The organism is Peribacillus sp. NPDC096379, assembly GCF_044762875.1.
GTDB lineage: Bacteria > Bacillota > Bacilli > Bacillales > DSM-1321 > Peribacillus.
Genome location: NZ_JBIWFD010000002.1, coordinates 82,542 through 102,841 on the forward strand (window position 1 = coordinate 82,542; position 20,300 = coordinate 102,841).

The following is a 20,300-nucleotide window of genomic DNA, read 5'->3' on the forward strand; positions in this document are numbered from 1 at the left end:
GATGGGGCGGATGTAGCGTGCTACAGGATTAATCCTTTATGGTAAATGGTGGCGTTTTAACGCCATACAGATTTGTATGGATTAATTTACTGTCTCAACTTTATATGCAGCTAGTTTTTTGAGCAGTTGTGAGCTTTCTGTATCAAGACCTTTAAGTTGGACCGTTTTACCGTGTGCTCGGTATTTCAAGATAATCTTATCCACGGCACCTACCGCAGAATCGTCCCATACTTTCGAGCCACTAAAATCAATAACAACACGATCAGTTATTTCCAGCAGGTCAAACTGTTTCACAAAGTCTTGTACGGACGCAAAGAACAGAGGACCTCGTACGTAGTATAAAGTCTCTTTGCTGGTTTCAACTACTGTCTTTTCAACTCGCACTTTAGAAGCTTTAGCCGAAAAGAAAATCATGCTTAAGATTACGCCGGCAAATACACCTTTTGAAAGATCATTTGTGTAAAGAACAACGATTACTGTTACTAGCATGACCAATGTGTCGGTGATCGGAACCAGATGCAGTTTTTTCAGTGATGACCAATCAAATGTACCAATTGAAACCATAATCATCACGCCAACAAGGGCTGCCATCGGAATTTTCACAAGAACATCATTTAATAGAACAATTAATATTAATAGAAAACCACCAGCAACAAAGGTAGAAAGTCGACCGCGACCGCCGGATCTAATATTAATACCTGATTGACCAATCATGGCACAACCAGCCATGCCACCGAAAAAACCCGCAACGATATTCGCGATACCCTGGCCCCGTGCTTCTGTGTTCTTATTACTTTCTGTGTCCGTTAAATCATCTACAATTTGAGCGGTTAATAAACTCTCTAGTAGTCCTACAAATGCTAATGCAAGTGAATAAGGAAGAATAATCATGAATGTTTCCATCGTAAATGGAACGTCAGGAAGGAAGAACGTAGGTAACGCTTGTGTAAGTTCCCCCATATCACCGACTGTCCGCACAGAAGCTCCTGTCGTGACAGCGATAATGGTCATGACAACAATCGCAATAAGCGGGGATGGAATGACTTTAGTAACATAAGGAAATAAATAAATAATCGCAAGTGCACCTGCGGTCATCACGTACATGACCCATGATTCACCGACAAAGTGAGTCAATTGTGCAGAGAAAATTAAGATCGCCAGTGAATTGACGAAGCCAACCATAACAGGTCTTGGGATAAATTTCATTAGTTTGCCAATTTTAAATACGCCAAGGAAAATTTGGATGATTCCAGTTAAAATGGTCGCGGCTAATAAAAACTGCAAGCCATGATCTTTAACCAAATCAACCATGACAAGTGCCATTGCTCCAGTCGCGGCTGAAATCATCCCAGGGCGACCACCTACAAAGGCAATGACAATTGCAATGCAAAATGAGGCGTACAAACCAACCATCGGATCAACGCCTGCAATAATTGAAAATGCAATCGCTTCAGGAATTAAGGCTAATGCAACAACAATGCCCGATAGGATATCGCCACGTGTATTGCCAAACCATTCTTGTTTTAATCTAGCGGTATTCAAGTAAACACTCCTTTATCTAAAAAATATTCATGAGCATCTGATCCTAACTAAATTGATGAAAAAGGTTCAGGTTCTCAAATTGCATCACCTAATGAAGGTGGCGGTGCGAAGCTCCGCACCTTTTTTCCACAGAAAATGACTTGATTAAATAGGAAACGTGTGGAAATGCAACGGAATTGATTATAACATGCGTCTTTGGCAATGAATAGAGTATATAGCTACCTAATTAAAGACAGGCGGTTGCCTCAAAACCAAAGAGAAAGCGTGATCATCTGAAGGGTGTAGCTCTACAATGGATCTAGTTTGCCCATTCCGCAATATTTACTAGAGAAAAAATAGGATTAGAGACAAGTGATGATGAATATCTTGGGAAATACAGCAGGAGTTTTCCTAATCGCTGCTGAACTGTTAAACATAGAAAGCGAGGGGGAGAGTCGATGGGGAAAATTTTATTAACATCAGCTGGTTTTTATACAGATGCAATTAGAAGTCGTTTTTTGCAATGTTTTGAAACTAAACCAGAGGATGCTAGGATATCAATAATAACGACAGCTTCAATTAATGAGAAATCGAATAATGAGTTTGCTTTAAAGATATTGCGTGATTTTCATGAAATGGGAATGAAGAATGTTCGTTTTGTAGATATTGAGTTTGAAGAACCTGAGACACTTCGGCAATCAGATGTCATTTATTTGAATGGCGGTAATCCATTTTATTTATTGCATCATCTCAAAAGGAGTGGGGCAGATAAGGTTATTCGAGAGTTTGTCCAAAATGGTGGACTGCTGATAGGGGTAGGCACAGGTTCTATCGTTCTTGGCCCTGATATTAAGTTGATGCAACATTTCTCTCCAGAAATGGATTCGGTAGGCTTGGATGATTTAACAGGTTTAGCGCTAACGGATGTACGGGTTTTTCCACACTATGGGAACGAAACGTTGTATCCTGATAAACAAGGAAGAAGAGTTGAAGAGCGTTTACTGGAGTTTGAACGGGCGCATCGTTGTTATGTTAATCGTCTTAGAGATGATGGTGCAATTGTCATTTAATAGTTGACTATTGCTGAAACAAATGAGGAATGTAAATGTTATGTAAATTTGTTGAAAATCATGATCCTTCTATTATATGCTCTAATACATAGAAGCTAAGATTAGGAATACAGTTTTGGTTTAATAAAGGGAGGATAAATAATGAGTGTTCGTCAAGGGTTTGAAGAAGAGCTTTTTGCTCTTAAAAATTTGGTGCTTGAAATGGGGACAAGAGCAGCTAATGCATTACATGAATCTGTAGAGGCTTTAGTCGCGCAGGATATTGACCGAGCATTAAAAGTTATTGATAAAGATTATAAAATTAATCGAATTGATCAGGAAATAAACGAAAAGGTTATTTGGCTGATCGCTAAGCAACAACCTGTTGCATCAGATTTAAGGAGAATAATTTCAAGCATAAAGATTTCAACAGATTTAGAAAGAATAGGGGATTTGGCTGTAAATATTGCAAAATCAACCATTCGTATCGGCGAAAAGGAATTGTTTAAACCATTATATGATATTCCTTTGATGGCTGAGAAAGCAGCATCGATGTTAAATCAAGTTATGCTTGCTTACGATGTGCAAGATGAAGATAAGGCAAGAGAAACGGCAGAGCTCGATAATGAGATTGACGAAATGTATGGAAGACTTATCCTGGAATTATTAGAATATATTGCGAAAAATCCTGAAGTAACGTCTCAAGTTACCCAATTATCATTTGTTTGTCGCGATCTAGAAAGAGTCGGTGACCATGTAACAAATATTTCTGAAAATATTGTTTTTATGGTAAAAGGTCAGCTGTATGATTTAAACAGTTAAATCTATATAAAAGTTTAGACAAATTAGTAAAGGGTACCATGTAAGGCGTGTGAATTGGCACACGTCTTTTTATATTGAAAAATTGAGCATTGTGAGTAATCTTATAAAATGCTGTGGAAACGGGAAATAAGGGATTCTGTATTTGGCAGTTAACCAATGTATGTTTTGGCAATATATTTATCGAATCTAAAGTATTAATTCTTTCCCAAAAGTCATTTGGTAGCATAAATTTAACTTTTTAAAACGCTCTTTTCGTATAGATTGTGGTTTTTTGACCATCCTCTTGGAAGATGTTAAATACATCACTCAGTAGGTTTTAATAATGAGTGATAATATCTGTTCGATTCAATAGATAGTGACCGAACAATAGGTGGCTTTTCTTAAAGACTAATTGAGCCAAAAGAATAATCAACAATCTTCAGCAATAGTGCGCTTTAATGAAGTAGCTAAAGTCTAATTTCTCACTTATAACACCGAGAAATTAGGTTTTTTTTATTTGGATTTCCTTAACGTTGTAAATCCACATTATCCTGATTCTACCCCTAAATAGCTTTTTACTTATTTTGATCTTTCCTCGATCCCCATTGTAATATTTATATATAAAAGTACCCTAATAAAGTAGGCTTTTTAAAATGTCTACTCTATAGAGGATAGATTTAATGAGCAGCCTAGCAATTAAGACTGTATATCGATCCTTCCTTTTTTTGATTGTTGAAGAAATTTACAAATGATCAAACTTTTTTATTAAAACGAAACTTCTGCTGGATAAGAATCCACTTTGATCAATCTTTTTCCAAGAGTCACATTTGCTTCATACATAAAACTATAAATGTTGTTGACAAAGTAGTTATATATACAATATTATAATGTTGAAAATGATAATCGTTCTCAATTTAAATAATATCTGGAGGTTGAAATGCGTACATATTCAAAGACTATAATAATGTTAGTATCCATTTTCTGCTTAGTTTGTTTAGCAGCTTGCGGCAACAAAGAAGTTGGGACAACAGATACTAAGACAGAATCAAATCAATCATATACTGTGAAGCATGCTATGGGGGAAACAACGATTCCTGAAAAACCAAAGCGTATTGTCGTTTTAACAAATGAAGGGACAGAAGCACTTTTAGCTATGGGCGTAAAACCTGTAGGTGCTGTGAAATCGTGGCTTGGAGATCCGTGGTATGATCATATTAAAGATGACATGGGTGAAGTGGAAGTTGTAGGGACTGAGCTTGAAGTTAATTTAGAAAAAATCGCTGCTTTAAAGCCAGATTTAATTGTCGGAAATAAGGTTCGTCAGGAATCTATTTACGAGAAGTTAAGTGCAATTGCTCCAACTGTTTTTTCTGAAACTTTAACAGGAAAATGGAAAGAAAACTTTAGTCTATATTCAAAAGCAATCAATAGTGAAGATAAGGGAAATGAAGTATTACAGCAATTCGATAACCACGTTGCAGCTGTGAAAGACAAACTAGGTGATAAAGTAAACCAAGAAGTATCAGTTGTACGTTTCTTAGCGGGCACTTCTTATGTTTATTATACGGATTCATTCTCTGGAGTGCTTTTTGATCAGTTAGGATTTAAACGTGCAGAACAACAAAAAGAATTATTTAAAGCAAATAATAAGCTTGGAAATTTTTCTGTTGAAGCGGGTAAAGAACTGATTCCTAAAATGGATGGAGATATATTATTCTACTTTACTTATGCACCAGACGGTGATCAAAAAGCAATTGACACGGCTAAAGAGTGGACTAGCGAAGCTCTTTGGAAAAATCTGAATGCAGTAAAAAAGGGACATGCGTATGAGGTAAGTGACGCAGTATGGAATACAGCTGGCGGTGTAATTGCAGCTAACAAAATGTTAAATGAAATTGAAGAAATTATGACTAATAAGTAAGATTTCTAAAATTTTTTCGATTTAGAAGAAACCGGAAAGTATATTAATGCTTTCTGGTTTTACTCGTTTCTTTGCATGGTTACATCCAATAAATATAAGAGTAATGATGAGGAGGAAATGCTAATGAAATATACACCATTATCATTACCAATGATTCAAGTATATATACTTTCCATGTGTTTTTTTACAGCTAGCTCAGTGTTAACAGTCATTTTACCTTTACAGGCTTCCGATAGTGGTATGTTAGAAGGAGAAATCGGAATTATCATGGGAGTATATATGCTCGTATGTATGATTTTAAGACCATGGGCTGGACAACTTGTTGCTAGGTACAGTGTATTAACCATTATGAAATGGCTTTTACTAGGTCATGCAGTCACTTTGTTAATTTACATTACTTTTGGTATCGACAGTTTATATGTTGTACGTGTGTTACAAGGTATAGTAACAGCCTTTTTCTCAATGGCTATTCAAATAGGGATATCTGAAACACTACGAGATAAAGATCGTGGGCAAGGTATGTCTATGTATTCTCTCTCATCTGTTATGCCAAGCTTATATGGGCCAGCTTTAGCACTATGGCTTTGGTCACAAACAGATAAGATATATCTACAAGTATGTATTATTACTTTAGCAGTTTTACCACTATTATCTTTTATTCGTTCCCCTCTACCAAAAACAAAACAGCCAAACGTATCATTCACGTTACAGGACATGTTAAAAGAAATAAAGAAGGCAAAACATCATAAAGGATTGGTTATTGCTTCTATCACGATGTTAATAGGTGCATGTATATTCGGAGCAATTTCAACATTTTTACCGTTATATATGGTTAATGAAAATGTAGGAAATGCAGCACTTTATTTATTCTTTCAAGCTGTTATAGTTGTGGCTAGTCGCTTTATTTTACGAAAACACATTCCATCAGACGGAACATGGCATCCTAAATTTATCACTCTTGTTTTATTTTCATCTGTTGTGGGAACCACAATCCTTGCGTGTAGTTCTATAATCGGACCATATATATATGTTGCAGCTGTGTTTAATGGCTTAGCATCAGCTATGTTATATCCAACATTAACAACTTATATTTCATTTGCAGTACCAGAAGAGTCAAAACATATTCTATTAGGTGTTTTTCTTGCTTCATATGATCTGGGTTTTTCTCTAGGTAGTCTTGCTATGGGATTCATTGTTCAATTTGCTTCATTTTCAACCATGTTTGTGGCTTGTTCTATACTAGGTATCATTGTAATGGGATTAGTAGTTTTTCAACGAAACCAAAAAATTAATATCAAAGAGTGGTAAGTCCAATTCAATGGGTCTACTGCGCTTAGCATACGAAATTCGTGTTTTGTTTGAGCGATCCCTTTAATGCAAGTCGAATGAAACACTTCCTAACCGTGAAAGTGTGGATATTAAGGATGAAGCGCAGGTAAGTGTGGATTTACAACGATAAATATTTTGATTTAAGTCTTACGTGACATTACGAATCCTAATTTGGAGGGGATTAATAGTGTCTCAATAGGTGATATACGCTGGATAAAAATGAAGGATGGCAGATTCAGGCCATGAAAGAGATTTATACATAGATAAACGAAGAGGGAAAGATTCAACCGAGTCCAATATCAATGATAAAACGTATAATATAGAAAGAACTTATCAAAAATTAGCCACTGGCAACTCAAATGCTTTGGTATCAGTGCTAAAACAGACTTTTTGAAACATATTTACTTTTATATAATTCACCCTTCCAGAGTATTCAAAATGATATTGACAATCATATGTTTACTCTTTACAATTGAAAATGATTTTCAATATCATACAGGAGGCACCAATTTAATGTCCAAACGACGAACTAGCACTCAAATGTTACTTATATTTGCAATCGTTCTTATTTTATCAACGCTTTTACTTGGATGTACAAATGAATCAAAAGAAGATTCAGCGTCAAATCAAGAGAGTAAAAACATGCTTACTTTAGCTTGGCCTAGAGATATAGGCGAAATGAATCCACATGTTTATAATCCTTCTCAATTAATTGCTCAATCAATGGTTTATGAACCTCTAGTTAGCTACCAAGATGGAGGAGAGCTGAAACCACATTTAGCAGAATCTTGGAAAATTTCCGATGATGGGAAAGAATATACTTTCAATCTACGTCAAGATGTGAAATATTCTGACGGTACAAGTTTTAATGCTGAAAATGTGAAAAAGAACTTTGATGCTATATTGAAAAATGTTGATATACATAGTTGGTTAGGTTTTATACCGAAAGTGGATCAAACAGAAGTAATCGACAAATACACGTTTAAACTAACATTAAAGGAACCATATTACCCTACTATTCAGGAGTTAGCTGTCGTTCGTCCAGTCCGGTTCTTAGGTGATGCTGGATTTCCTGAAGATGGTGACACTTCAAAAGGTGTTACAAAACCAGTAGGTACAGGTCCATGGATTTTGGAAGAATATAAAGCAGATGAATATGCTATTTTCAAACGTAATGAAAATTATTGGGGTGAACTCCCTAAAGTAAAGAAAGTTAAAATCAAAATTATTCCAGATGCTGAAACACGAGTTCTTGCTTTTGAAAAAGGTGACCTAGACCTAATTTATGGTGAAGGTGTTATCAGTATAGATGCTTTCAAACAATTAGACTCAACAGGTTCCTATCAGACTAGTATTTCTGAAGCAGTTGCAACAAGACAATTAGTTATGAATACAAAGAAAGAACAGCTCTCAGATTTACGTGTTCGTCAAGCGCTACAGTATGGATTTAATAAACAAGCAATGGTAGAAGGCGTGACTTCTGGGTTGGAGGAGAAGGCGGATTATATATTACCAACAAACTTCCCTTACACTTCAGCTGTTGATATAACCCCAATTGATTATAATATTGAAAAAGCAAAAGCTTTATTAGATGAAGCAGGATGGAAGTTGCCAAAAGGAAAAAACGTCCGTGAAAAAGACGGAAAACCCCTAGAAATTGAATTAATGTACAACTCTGCTGAATCGATTCAAAAAGCAATGGCTGAAACATTACAATCTGAGTGGGCAGCACTAGGCGTTAAATTAAATATCGTTGGAGTAGAGCTTACGGTTCAAATTCAAAGATTTAAAGGAAATGAATTTGATTTAAATTTCTTTAGTAACTATGGCGCACCATATGATCCACATACTTTTGTAAACATCGTTGGTTCAGAAGGATTTGGATTTAGTGAAGCCATTTCATCTTATCCGAACAGAGATAATTTGTTAAAACAAATTGCTGAGGTTCCTCGAACAACAGATGAAAAAGAACGTCAAGAACTTTACACCTCTATTTTAGAATCACTACAAGACCAAGGGGCAATTGCACCTATTTCTTATATTAAAAAAATAGCTGTCTATCAAAAAGACGTATCTAATTTTACTTTCCCTGCTAACCGGGATGAACACCCATTCACAGGAATTAGCATCGAGTAGTATACGACAGGAGGGTTTTCATGGGTATTTATATCTTGAAACGATTTATGGCCATTATTCCTATTTTCTTTTTGGCCAATCTTATAACGTTTGGAATGATTCAACTTTCACCGGTGGACCCAGCTGAGGCATATTTATCAGCTGCACATATCCAACCAACTGATGAGATGTTAGCTCAGAAAAGACATGATTTTGGCTTAGATCAACCTCTCCTTGTTCAATATGTAAACTCTATTATTAAGATATGCCATTTTGATTTTGGCATATCTTTTGTTTCGAATAAACCTGTTTGGGACGAGGTTACATATCGAATGCCAGCGACCATTCAGTTAACTTTAGGTAGTATTATATTAGCGATCCTGGTCAGTGTCCCACTTGGTTTTTTTGCAGGCATAAAGAAAAACAGTGCGGTCGACCATTTTAGTCGACTACTCTCTTTTTTCGGGGCATCGATACCCTCCTTTTGGCTTGGTTATTTATTGATTTTTTTCTTTTCTGTTAAACTCGATCTTTTCCCGGTAGAAGGAATCGGGACTTGGCAGCATCTAGTACTACCTTCAGTTACTTTGGCATTGCCATTAATAGCTTTGTATACTCGACTATTACGTGCTAGCGTTCTTGAAAATTTACAGGAACCTTATGTCCTTTTTGCACGTACAAGAGGGATACATGAAAAAGTCATTATGGGAAAACATGTATTGAGAATTGCCATTTCTCCCATGATTACGGGTCTTGGGATGAATCTAGGAAAACTATTGACAGGAACAATTATTGTCGAAGCGGTCTTTTCATGGCCAGGGTTTGGTCGTTATTTTATTGAAGCTATTTTTAATCGGGATGTTCCAGTCATTCAATGCTATGTGATTTTAGCAGCAGGTCTATTCATTATTAGCAACTTGATTGTTGACCTTGTTCAAATGTATATTGACCCACGCATCTCCAGAAAAGGAGGGCAAAGTCAATGATAACAAGAATTCGTGTTATGTTGAGAAGCCAAAAAGCGATTACCGTTTGTTCATTCATATTATGTTTGCTTTTTATCATCACCATCTTAGCTCCTTGGATTGCACCAAATGATCCTAATGTTGTAAATTTAGCTAATAAACTTCAGCACTCTTCCTTTGAATATTTATTAGGGACCGATCATTTAGGAAGAGATATGTTATCACGAATCTTGTATGGTGCTCGTATATCGTTAGGTTTTGCCACATTAATCTTCATTTCATCTTTAGGCATTGGTTTGATTGTTGGAACCATTGCTGGTTATAAAGGTGGTTGGGTGGACCAGGTGCTTATGAGAATTTGTGATGGTGTAATGGCATTTCCAAATCTTCTGCTCATTCTAGGTCTTGTTGGAATATTGGGACCTGGCCTTAAACAAGTCATCATTGCATTGGTCCTTGTGCAATGGGTGTACTACGCGAGAATTTTCCGAGGAATGGTGCTAAGTCTAAAAGAACAAAACTACATTGCGGCAGCTAAAATAAGCGGTTCGTCTCAATGGAGGATATTAAGGAAACATATTGTTCCAAATGTCCTCCCACCGCTCGCGGTTATGGGTACATTAGAAATGGGTTGGGCCATTATGGATATATCAGCCATGTCGTTTCTAGGTTTAGGTGTGCAACCCCCTACACCAGAATGGGGGGCGATGATTCATGAAGGAAAATCGTATATTCGGACGAATCCAGAATTAATGCTATATCCAGGTTTGATGATTATGCTCGTTGTCGTCACCTTTAATTTATTAGGCGAGGCGCTTACAGAACGTTTTGGAGTCAAACGTCGTTAATAAAAAGGAATGAGAAGATTGAGAACAGAACAATCGAATATATTAAAAGTTAGCGATCTACATGTACAAGTAAAAACAAAAGATGGTGTCTCCACCCTCGTTCAGGACATTAATTTTGAACTGAAACAAGGGAAAGTACTAGGTATTGTAGGGGAAAGTGGCAGTGGTAAAACCGTTACAAGTATGTCCATCTTACAGCTTCTTGACCGGAAAACAGCGAGAATTGAAGGGAGCATTACTATACAAGGACGCGAATTGAATGGTTTAGACGATAAAGAAATGCGTGAAATTCGGGGAAAGGACATCGCCTTTATTATGCAAAATCCGATGAATGCATTTACGCCTGTTTTTACAATTGGCAATCAATTTGTCGAATCGATTAGGTCTCATACCTCATTGAATAAAAAACAAGCAAAGGAGCTTGCCATCGATGCGATGCAAAATGTAAACCTACCCAATCCCGCGAAATTATTAAAAAGCTATCCATTTCAATTGAGTGGGGGTATGCTTCAACGCGTGATGATTGCTATGGCCGCATGTTTACATCCGTCCGTTATTATTGCTGATGAGCCAACAACTGCACTCGACGTTCATAACCAATTACTAGTACTTCGCCACTTGGATAAAATTCGTTCTGAATTTGGAACATCCATTTTACTCATTTCTCACGATCTTGGAGTCATTTCTGAAATGGCAGATGATGTTGTTGTAATGCAACATGGCAGAATTGTAGAATCTGCAAATGTGTTTGAACTATTTGATAATCCGCAGCATGAGTATACCAAGCAACTGCTGAATGCCCGTCCTATCTTACAGCTTGAAGAACCTATCACCCATATGTTGTGATATATAGATTGCATTCTTTTGAGGGGTGAACAAATGAGTTTATTACAAATAAAAGAAGTATCTCATGGCTATAATTCTAATACGTTTTTTAAATGGAAAGACCGTTCTAAAAAAGTACTCACTAACATTTCCCTCACTATTGACGAAGGAACATGTTTAGGACTACTTGGCACGAGTGGAGCTGGAAAAAGCACCTTAGGAAAAGTGATTCTTGGCTTAGAACGTCCACAGCAAGGACAGGTTTTGTTTCAAGGGCATGATATTTATACTGCTGATAAGCTTATTCGACAAAAAATACGCCGTGATTTACAAGTTGTCTTTCAGGATTCGTATTCATCGGTCAATCCACGAATGACAGCGGAGAGTATTATAGGTGAGCCATTAGAAAACTATGAAAAATTAACTATAGCCGAACAAAGAAGAACCGTTATTGAGTTATTGGAAAGAGTAGGCCTAAGTGAAAAGGATTTAAAAAAATACCCACACCAATTTAGCGGTGGACAACTGCAAAGAATCAATATTGCTAGAGCAATCTCTCTTAAGCCAAAACTAATCGTCTTAGACGAGTCAGTAAGTAGTTTAGATATGGTTAATCAAACACTAATTTTAGAATTATTAAGCGAGTTAAAAAAAGACTTCAGTTTATCTTATCTTTTTATAACACATGATATTAAGGCAGCCTATACAATCGCTGATACTATTGGTGTACTAGAAAAAGGAGAATTAATCGAGTTTTACGATTCTAAAAATCAGTTTTTTTCGTCAGAACATCCTGTTGTTAAACAGATGAGAGGTTCTATCCTTGCTGAGCATCCACGTTTTCGTTCTCTTCCAACAAGGATTAGTAAGACCTAGTATAACTTAAAAATAGAACCGAATAGTGTGGATGAAGAATTTTCTCGTGAGCTAGGTGAAAGTGGGAAAATAAGAGCTACAAGACCTAAATGAAACTTTTAAAAAAGTGAAAGATACAGATTAATTACATTCCTCTTTAGATTTTAATAAAACAGATAGATTATGTTCATAATAAGTGTTGATAAATACGAATAAAAATTCTCTCCTTATAAGTAGGAGAGAATTTTGTTTTTTCTAACTTGTTTTCCTATCCAAAAACCAATAGCCCGATGGAACTTTTCATCTGTTTTGACTTATCTCAGTAATATGAATTCTATTTTATCCAAAGTACTTCTACGGGGCATATTAAAAGAAATGTAAATAAAGCCTTTAGAGTAGTACTGCTAATCTATTAGGTTCACAGGTGTTTATTATTACTGAAGATGACTTTATAAAGATAAACACGGTGGTTTTCTTGATGAAAAAAATATACTGCCATTTCATACATAAATTAAGTGGCAAATACACCTATTCCTAATGTAAGTGGTTTGTTTTCTTTTAGATAATATGGAAACAAAGTAATAGTTGAAAAGTAGACTTAGATTACGTATTTTAGATTCAAAGTAGGGAAAAGAGGTTGCCATTATAAAAAGATTATTAAAAATTGGAGCAGCGCTTTTAGTAGTTATCCTTCTTCCTCGACTTTATCTGAATTTCCCTTATTGACTTTAAATCTTTTCAGCTCTATTTTACATGATATGCTGCACCCAATCTTTTTTATTAGATCTCACAATTAATGTTTTCATAATAATGTGAAAATGATAGAATTATAATGCAAAAAGAAATGAATGATTGTTTTACGATATTTCCCAATGATAGAAATGCAGGGATTTTACTCCTGACAAAAAATTAAGTTATACAGCTAGAAAAATGTTGAAAGCTGTTAGATTTCATCTAAATTCAATATGAACGCGGTACTAATAATACTTTGAACAAATTACTAACGCTGAATAAATGGCAAGTTACTTGACAGCAAAGAGTGTACGAATATCCTGGAGAAGAAAAAAATGACTATCAGAATCATGTGAATGAAAAATACATATGGATGAATGGGACAAATAAATGAATCGTAATGGAGGATGTTCAATGAAGATACGCGAGTTTACATTAGGGGACTATGTAGAGGTAGCAAATGTTTGGGAACAGGCAGGAATTACAGTATCAGCTTCAGATTCACTCAAAGGGATTGTACATAAAGTAGGAAGAGATTCAGAGTTGTTTTTAGTTGCAGAAGAAAACGAGAAAATCGTAGGGTCTGTGATGGGCTCGTATGATGGACGCCGGGGCTGGATCAATCATTTAGCTGTTCATCCTGATTATCAAGGAAAACGAGTGGGTAAATTGATTATGGAAGAATTAGAACAGAGGTTAAAAAGAATTGGTTGTAAAAAAATCAATCTCTTGATTGAATACGATAATTCAAAAGTAATTGGCTTCTATGAAAATCTCGGGTATAACACAGATGAATTGGTGTTTATGGAAAAATGGATTAAGTAAGGACTTGTACAATTAGAAAAATATCAATGAAGGTGTCCAATTTCGTTACGGGACATCTTTATTTGTTGTTTTTTCGTTTACGCTTTAATAAAGTCAGTGTAAACTACGATGCTTATTTCAATTTATCCCGCATTAACGGAAAGTCAAAATCCCCACTGATTGAAGTTTCGCTTTAATAAAAAATAGGTTTGGATAATAAAGTGGGGAAGGGCATCTTTAACTTTATCCTAAAATAGAAAAGAAGGTGAAAAGAATTTTGGGATTGAATCCAACTTTAATAGGCCTTATGATAAAATAAGCCTTTTGTTTAGCGCACCTAGAAATGAGGATTAAGAATGACTAAAGTGAAAGAAATCGTACCAGGTTTAGTTTTATGTCTCGTAATCGCTTGTTTCTCCATCTTAATCGCAAATACATTCTCTTTATTTGGAGCAGGGACATTTGCAATTATTGCCGGGATTATTGTCGGCAATATTGGTACTGGTAAGATGAAGCGGTTCAATGCAGGAACGAAATATTCAGAATCTAAATTGCTTTATTATGCAATTATCTTATTAGGCGGTTCTATCAGTTTCCATTCAATTGTAGAAATTGGTTTTTCTGGAGTGACTTTTATCCTGTTACAAATGGCAATAACGCTGATGGCTGCGCTTTGGATTGGAAAAAAGTTAGCACTTCCAGAAAACTTTCGGCTATTAATGGCGAGCGGAAATGCTGTTTGTGGATCTTCAGCGATTGCTGCGACAGCCCCCGCTATTCAAGCTGCGGAAAAGGAAAAATCACTTGCCATAACTGTTGTCAATTTAACCGGCACTGTCCTCATGTTTGTTTTGCCTCTTGTAACAACACTGCTATATAAACAAGAGATGCAACCATCGTCAGCAATGATTGGAGGAGTGCTTCAGTCAGTTGGACAAGTTGTGGCAAGTGGAAGTATGGTAAGTGAAGTCGTAAAGGAAGAAGCTACGGTTTATAAAATGGTCAGGATCTTATTGCTTGGTGTTGTCATTTATGTATTGATGAGATATAGCAAGAAAGCCCCTGTTGAGAAGAGTAAAAAGGAGAAGAGTAAAAAAATAAAATTGCCAATCCCTTGGTATATTTCAGGATTTTTGCTACTATGTGCATTACATAGCCTATTTGCCTTCCCGACCCTACTGCAGGAAGTAATACAAAATACCGGGACTTTTTTTGAAGTAGTTGCTCTTGCGGGAATCGGATTGAGAATTCAAATGAGAGATTTAGTTGAACAAGGTGGGAAGGTCGCCGTCTATATTGGGTTATTGTCAGTTGTCCAAATACTAGCGGCTGCGCTTCTGATTGCATGGCTTATTCTCTAAAAGTGAAGGAAACTTGATTTAAGATTGCCAATCAGATGGAAATCTTCTTTTCTTACTTGTTAGTTCGATTAAATGGAGAGTATAAAGTAAAAATGAGGAAAGGATCTGATCCTTTCCTCATTTTTCATCTTATGAAACGACTTCAGTAGAAGGCTGTGCTTTTCCTTGTTTATGCACATTTACATGCTGTGGAAACTCTTTCACTTCATTGGTCATTTTTACTGTTTTGTAGATTTCTATATAACGGATATGATGGTCTTCCATATCTTTTATTTTGAAGCAATACTCTTCATGTTCGATGATATCGCCTTGCTTAGCCTCGTAATTCTCTGATAAGATCCAGCCGCCGATTGTATCCATATCGTCATCGATGATTTCAAGCCCTATCAAATCATTTACTTCGCTGATTAACACTTTACCATCAAGAATATAATGATCTTCCTTCATTTTCTGAATCTCAGGAATTTCGTCAAGATCAAACTCATCGCGAATATCGCCTACGATTTCTTCTAGGATATCTTCAACTGTCACTAATCCGGAAGTTCCGCCGTATTCATCCATTAAAATAGACATATGAACACGTTCTTTTTGCATCTTTACTAGTAAATCATGAATTGGAATTGTATCGATCACTCGAATAATTGGACGAACGTAACGTTCAATTGTTTGGGTGGATTGTGTTTTATTTGCAATCATTTCGGTGAACAGTTCCTTAATATTAACCATCCCAATGACATGGTCTTTATCGCCGTCAATCACAGGATAGCGAGTATATTTTTCTTTTGACATCACGCTGAAAAATTCTTCTATCGTATCATTAATCGATAGGGTCGCAATCTCAGTACGAGGTACCATAATTTCTTTGGCAATCCGATCGTCAAATTCAAAAATGTTATTCACATATTTAAACTCTGATTGGTTAATTTCACCATTTTTATAGCTTTCAGACACGATTATACGAAGTTCTTCTTCTGTATGGGCCAATTCATTTTCTGAAACAGGCTCAATTCCAAACAATTTCACGAGCAACCTAGCTGAACCATTTAAAATCCAAATAAATGGATACATGATTTTATTAAATAAAATCAATGGTCTAGCTACGAGCAAGGTTATTTGCTCAGCTTTTTGAATGGCTACAGTTTTCGGTGCCAATTCGCCAACTACCACATGAATAAAGGTAATAAAAGCGAAAGCAATGGCAAACGATATGAAATGTGTAACAGAAGTTGGCATGTCATATTGCGTCAATAAAGGTTTAAGCAGCTCTACAATCGTCGGTTCGCCGAGCCACCCAAGTCCGAGAGCTGTGACAGTAATTCCAAGCTGACAGGTTGAAAGGTATTCATCTAGATTGGAAATAACATGCTTAGCTGGGACTGAATTGATTCTACCTTCATCGACCAACTGATCAATTCTTGAACTTCTCACTTTCACAATCGCAAACTCCGAGGCTACAAAAAATGCCGTCAAAGCAATTAAAATGGCTATGAAAACCAAGTTTATTATGTCCAAATAGTCTCCCTTAACTCGTCGTGAAGACGAATAAGGAGTCCACCTCCTAAGATATTAAAGAATAAGTTGTTTGGTAAATTCGTATAGTTTTTGCACCGTTGAAATTAAGCGCAGTGACCAGTGGCATACGGACGGGAAATCACTTCGACCTGTCTTGCGATAAGAATAATATTTCTACCAGCATTTTGGTCAAGGAAAAATTGTGTGTTTATTCGTCCATTCATTAATACCCCATCTAATCACCCCAGCTTCAAAATTAAGTAAATACGTTCATTATAGAAAAGGAAAGCCATATCGTCAAACTATAAAAATGACCTAATATCGCTATAATTTTAACTATATGGCTCATTATGAACATATATTAGCCTTTTTCAAAAGATCTCATAAATGTTTGGATTGGTAAGTTTGAATCTTCTTCTTGGAAAAAATACGTATGATTTCATGTTTACTGGGCAATTATGACTAAAGGTGTGATAAATAATAGAAGGTGAGAAAAGATGAGTAAAAAAATAATAATAGGGGTATTATTAAGCATGATGCTTGTAGCTTGCCAAGCAAAAGCTCAACCTGAAGGAGAAGAAGTCAGTAGTCAACTGATTCCTTTGACCGCTGTGATTAAAATAGAAGGGGCAAAGGAAAGTGGTACAGAAGTGAAACTGGTTGCTTCGGTCATGCAAGGATCGAAGGCGGTAGAAGAAGCTGACGATGTGGTCTTTGAGGTTCGTAAAGCGGGACAAGACGAGAGAAAAATGCTACCTGTCGAACATATGGCTAAAGGGGATTACAGTAGCAGCTATACATTTGAAGAAGCAGGAAAATACTACGTTGTTGTTCATGTAACTGCGAACGGTCTGCATGTTATGCCAGAGAAAGTGATTGAAATTGCAAGTGAATAATTAGAATCATATGGATATAATCGATTTAAGTAGTATTATTGGGTGTTACAAAAAAATGGAAAAATAAATGAGGTGAATTCAGGTTAATGAATCATTGTATCCAGAAATTAAGAAGTAAAGGGATCAATATTGCAAAAACGAAGTCACGTCATGATATTTTCTCGAATTTATACCAAGTAGATCCAAGCTTATTAGTTGTCGGTATCCAGCAAGTTCAACCACCACAGATAAAGCAGTAAAAGACCATTGTATAAATCAATAACTGAGGTTGTCCCGTAACGAACGGGTTAGACTCCACATCTATTGTATATCGTTCATATTATGTATAGAGTGTGAGGTCTGACCCTTATTTTTGGGAAAGCCTCTTTTTTGCATTACTCAGCAAGAATAAAAGTAGAGCCAAGCTTATATACTATGTATAAAACAATGAAGACTAGGAGTTTACGATGTCAAATTTGATTATGAATATATTATTGTTCTTTCAAGAGATGGGTTACCTAGGAATTGCATTAGGCTTGATGATTGAGATTATTCCTAGTGAGCTTGTGCTGGGGTTTGGGGGCTATTTAATCGGCACTGGCGTAATTAACTTTTGGGGTGCACTGCTTGCTGGTGTTATTGGAGGGACGTTTGCTCAGTTGTTTTTGTATTGGGCAGGGTATTTTGGAGGTCGGCCATTTTTACTTAAGTATGGGAAATATATCTTCATTAAAGAAACGCATATTGATGCTGCAGAACAATGGTTTGAGAAATATGGCGTGGGTGTCGTATTTACTGCGCGATTTATTCCAATTGTTCGCCATGCAATTTCGATTCCAGCAGGGATTGCCAAAATGTCATTCGTGAAATTTACTGCCTATACGATAGCTGCTATGATCCCATGGACAATCCTGTTTTTATTGCTAGGTAATATGCTTGGTGAGAATTGGTCACAGATCAAACATATTGCTCAGCCAATCCTTCTGCCGATTATTATCGTAGCAATAATAGGAGTCATTATCTATACGCTTTGGAAAAGAAAACAAGAACCGCCAATCATCATCGTATCCAAAAGAAAATAAAGTACAACCAACCATCAGTGGTTTTTTTCATCCCCAATGATGGTTAGTTGAACCGGGATAAAGCAGAAATCACAAAGGATCTGACCCCATATTACGTGTATGTAACACGAAAAAGGTGAGAAAACGGGGGATCCTTTGTGATATTTTTACAGGGACAAGCATATTGATCTTTCTTATCCGTCTTCGGAAAGAACTTGTTTATCCTCTATCGGGACTCTTTGAATTTCAATATAGCGAATCATATGATCTTCCATTTTATTTACTTTGAAGGTAAAAGATTCTGCTTCTAAACAATCGCCTGTTTGGATTTCGTAGTTCTGTGTTAGAACCCAACCGCCAATAGTATCAATGTCATCGTCTTCCAAGTGAATTCTCAGTGTATCATTGATTTCCGAAAGAAGGGTTTTACCGTCAACGATAAAATGCTCTTCCGCTATTTTGCGGATGGGAGGAATTTCATCCACATCGAATTCATCGCGAATTTCACCGACTATTTCCTCTAATATATCTTCAACGGTTACCAAGCCTGCTGTACCGCCATATTCGTCCATGAGTATCGCCATGTGAATCCGTTCTTTTTGCATTTTTATAAGTAAATCTTGAATCCGGGTATTCTCCATCACTCGGATAATAGGTCGTGTAAATGATTCTAGGGTAATGGCTTTCACTTTTTTACTTTTAGTAATATCAGAAAAAACTTCTTTAATATTCACCAGTCCAACAACATGATCCTTGTCATCTTCAACAATCGGATAGCGGGTAAACCTTAAGTCTTTCGCATGTTGGATAAAATCTTGTAGCGTATCATCTTTTGAAAAATTGACGATATCGGTACGAGGAACCATGACTTCTCTTGCGGTTCGGTTGTCAAAATTAAAGATATTATTCACATATTTATATTCGGATTGATTAATTTCTCCGCTATTGTAGCTATCGGATAATAACATTTTCAATTCTTCCTCTGAATGAGCAATATCACTTTCTGAGGATGGCTTTATGCCGATGATACTAGTAATAAAACCGGCTGAATGGTTTAGAACCCAAATAAATGGAAACATGATTTTATGGAACCAAATGAGAGGTTTCGATACTAGCAGACTTACTTGTTCTGCTTTTTGAATAGCAATTGTTTTCGGTGCCATTTCTCCAACGACAACATTTAAAAAAGTGACGATTGAGAATGCGATAAGAAAATTTAGAATTTGGCTGAATTGCGCTGGTATATGAAATATTTCAAGAATCGGTTTGAGAATATGCCGCATCGTTGGTTCTCCAAGCCAGCCTAAACCTAAGGCGGTAATGGTGATCCCAAGTTGAGTGGCAGATAAATATTCATCTAAATTAGATATGACCTGCTTGACTGCGGGTGCTTTCGGATGTTGCATCTCAATTAATTGATTAATTCTTGAACCACGAACACGGATAATAGAAAATTCTGATGCAACAAAAAAAGCGGTTAAAATAATCAGTATGATTACCAAGAGTATTTTTACTATGTCCAAACGCTAAGGAACGAAAAGAATTCGTATTAAGAAAGAGGGAAATAAAGTTTGCTAAAACGTCACATCTCACTAGATTGTACGAATTATTTCGTACCGGTCACCTCCCAATAAATTATGTAAAAATGAATATGTGATCTCTTTCATACTTACAGCTATAAATAAGTACTGATTAAAGGCCAATGACCCACGATATTTAGCCTATA

17 protein-coding genes are annotated in these 20,300 nt (G+C 36.2%); 14 read left to right on the forward strand and 3 right to left on the reverse strand.

Annotated elements, in window-relative coordinates; translation table 11 throughout:
• Window positions 1–81: 81 nt before the first annotated feature.
• The gene (locus ACIQZI_RS09495) at window positions 82–1,542 is read right to left on the reverse strand and encodes a SulP family inorganic anion transporter (protein ID WP_403072379.1); all 1,461 of its coding nucleotides are present in this window, start codon (window positions 1,540–1,542) and stop codon (window positions 82–84) included.
• A gap of 437 nt (window positions 1,543–1,979) precedes the next feature.
• On the opposite strand from ACIQZI_RS09495, the gene ACIQZI_RS09500 reads away from it, so the two are divergent.
• The 11 genes from ACIQZI_RS09500 (at window position 1,980) to ACIQZI_RS09550 (ending at window position 15,126) form a co-directional block, all read left to right on the forward strand.
• The gene (locus ACIQZI_RS09500) at window positions 1,980–2,591 is read left to right on the forward strand and encodes a Type 1 glutamine amidotransferase-like domain-containing protein (RefSeq protein ID WP_403072382.1); all 612 of its coding nucleotides are present in this window, start codon (window positions 1,980–1,982) and stop codon (window positions 2,589–2,591) included.
• 141 nt (window positions 2,592–2,732) lie between these two features.
• Window positions 2,733–3,392, forward strand: a complete 660-nt coding sequence (phoU, locus tag ACIQZI_RS09505) for a phosphate signaling complex protein PhoU (RefSeq protein WP_172796852.1) — start codon at window positions 2,733–2,735, stop codon at window positions 3,390–3,392.
• Between the two features lie 916 nt (window positions 3,393–4,308).
• Window positions 4,309–5,292: an ABC transporter substrate-binding protein gene (locus ACIQZI_RS09510; protein ID WP_403072386.1), complete on the forward strand. Its 984-nt coding sequence runs from the start codon at window positions 4,309–4,311 to the stop codon at window positions 5,290–5,292.
• A gap of 123 nt (window positions 5,293–5,415) precedes the next feature.
• Entirely contained in the window at window positions 5,416–6,600 is a 1,185-nt protein-coding gene (gene cntE, locus ACIQZI_RS09515) for a staphylopine family metallophore export MFS transporter CntE (protein WP_403072389.1), read from the forward strand.
• Window positions 6,601–7,134: 534 nt separating this feature from the next.
• Window positions 7,135–8,757, forward strand: a complete 1,623-nt coding sequence (gene nikA, locus ACIQZI_RS09520) for a nickel ABC transporter substrate-binding protein (protein ID WP_403072392.1) — start codon at window positions 7,135–7,137, stop codon at window positions 8,755–8,757.
• Window positions 8,758–8,777: 20 nt separating this feature from the next.
• Window positions 8,778–9,722, forward strand: a complete 945-nt coding sequence (gene nikB / locus ACIQZI_RS09525; RefSeq protein WP_403072395.1) for a nickel ABC transporter permease subunit NikB — start codon at window positions 8,778–8,780, stop codon at window positions 9,720–9,722.
• Window positions 9,719–10,549 (forward strand): nickel ABC transporter permease subunit NikC, encoded by an 831-nt coding sequence (nikC, locus tag ACIQZI_RS09530; protein WP_403072398.1) that lies wholly within the window; start codon window positions 9,719–9,721, stop codon window positions 10,547–10,549. The genes nikB and nikC overlap by 4 nt, the downstream gene beginning before the upstream one ends.
• An 18-nt stretch (window positions 10,550–10,567) precedes the next feature.
• Window positions 10,568–11,395 carry a nickel import ATP-binding protein NikD gene (nikD, locus tag ACIQZI_RS09535; protein ID WP_403073961.1) on the forward strand — a complete coding sequence of 276 codons (828 nt, stop codon included), beginning with the start codon at window positions 10,568–10,570 and terminating at the stop codon, window positions 11,393–11,395.
• 33 nt (window positions 11,396–11,428) lie between these two features.
• Window positions 11,429–12,250, forward strand: coding sequence for a nickel import ATP-binding protein NikE (nikE, locus tag ACIQZI_RS09540; RefSeq protein WP_403072401.1), 822 nt, complete (start codon window positions 11,429–11,431; stop codon window positions 12,248–12,250).
• Window positions 12,251–13,375: 1,125 nt separating this feature from the next.
• Window positions 13,376–13,786 (forward strand): GNAT family acetyltransferase, encoded by a 411-nt coding sequence (locus tag ACIQZI_RS09545; protein ID WP_062182535.1) that lies wholly within the window; start codon window positions 13,376–13,378, stop codon window positions 13,784–13,786.
• A 335-nt stretch (window positions 13,787–14,121) separates the two neighbouring features.
• Window positions 14,122–15,126: a YeiH family protein gene (locus ACIQZI_RS09550; protein ID WP_403072405.1), complete on the forward strand. Its 1,005-nt coding sequence runs from the start codon at window positions 14,122–14,124 to the stop codon at window positions 15,124–15,126.
• A 129-nt stretch (window positions 15,127–15,255) separates the two neighbouring features.
• Here the strand turns inward: ACIQZI_RS09550 and ACIQZI_RS09555 are convergent, their stop codons facing one another.
• Window positions 15,256–16,638 carry a hemolysin family protein gene (locus ACIQZI_RS09555; protein WP_403072408.1) on the reverse strand — a complete coding sequence of 461 codons (1,383 nt, stop codon included), beginning with the start codon at window positions 16,636–16,638 and terminating at the stop codon, window positions 15,256–15,258.
• A gap of 497 nt (window positions 16,639–17,135) precedes the next feature.
• On the opposite strand from ACIQZI_RS09555, the gene ACIQZI_RS09560 reads away from it, so the two are divergent.
• The 3 genes from ACIQZI_RS09560 (at window position 17,136) to uptA (ending at window position 18,595) form a co-directional block, all read left to right on the forward strand.
• Entirely contained in the window at window positions 17,136–17,534 is a 399-nt protein-coding gene (locus ACIQZI_RS09560; protein ID WP_403072411.1) for a FixH family protein, read from the forward strand.
• 86 nt (window positions 17,535–17,620) lie between these two features.
• The gene (locus tag ACIQZI_RS09565) at window positions 17,621–17,773 is read left to right on the forward strand and encodes an Lmo0850 family protein (RefSeq protein ID WP_157279568.1); all 153 of its coding nucleotides are present in this window, start codon (window positions 17,621–17,623) and stop codon (window positions 17,771–17,773) included.
• A 207-nt stretch (window positions 17,774–17,980) separates the two neighbouring features.
• On the forward strand, window positions 17,981–18,595 hold the full coding sequence (gene uptA, locus ACIQZI_RS09570) for an undecaprenyl phosphate transporter UptA (protein WP_403072415.1): 615 nt from the start codon (window positions 17,981–17,983) through the stop codon (window positions 18,593–18,595).
• A gap of 173 nt (window positions 18,596–18,768) precedes the next feature.
• Here the strand turns inward: uptA and ACIQZI_RS09575 are convergent, their stop codons facing one another.
• A complete protein-coding gene (locus ACIQZI_RS09575) occupies window positions 18,769–20,082 on the reverse strand; it encodes a hemolysin family protein (protein WP_253722582.1) in 1,314 nt (437 codons plus the stop codon).
• Window positions 20,083–20,300: the final 218 nt, after the last annotated feature.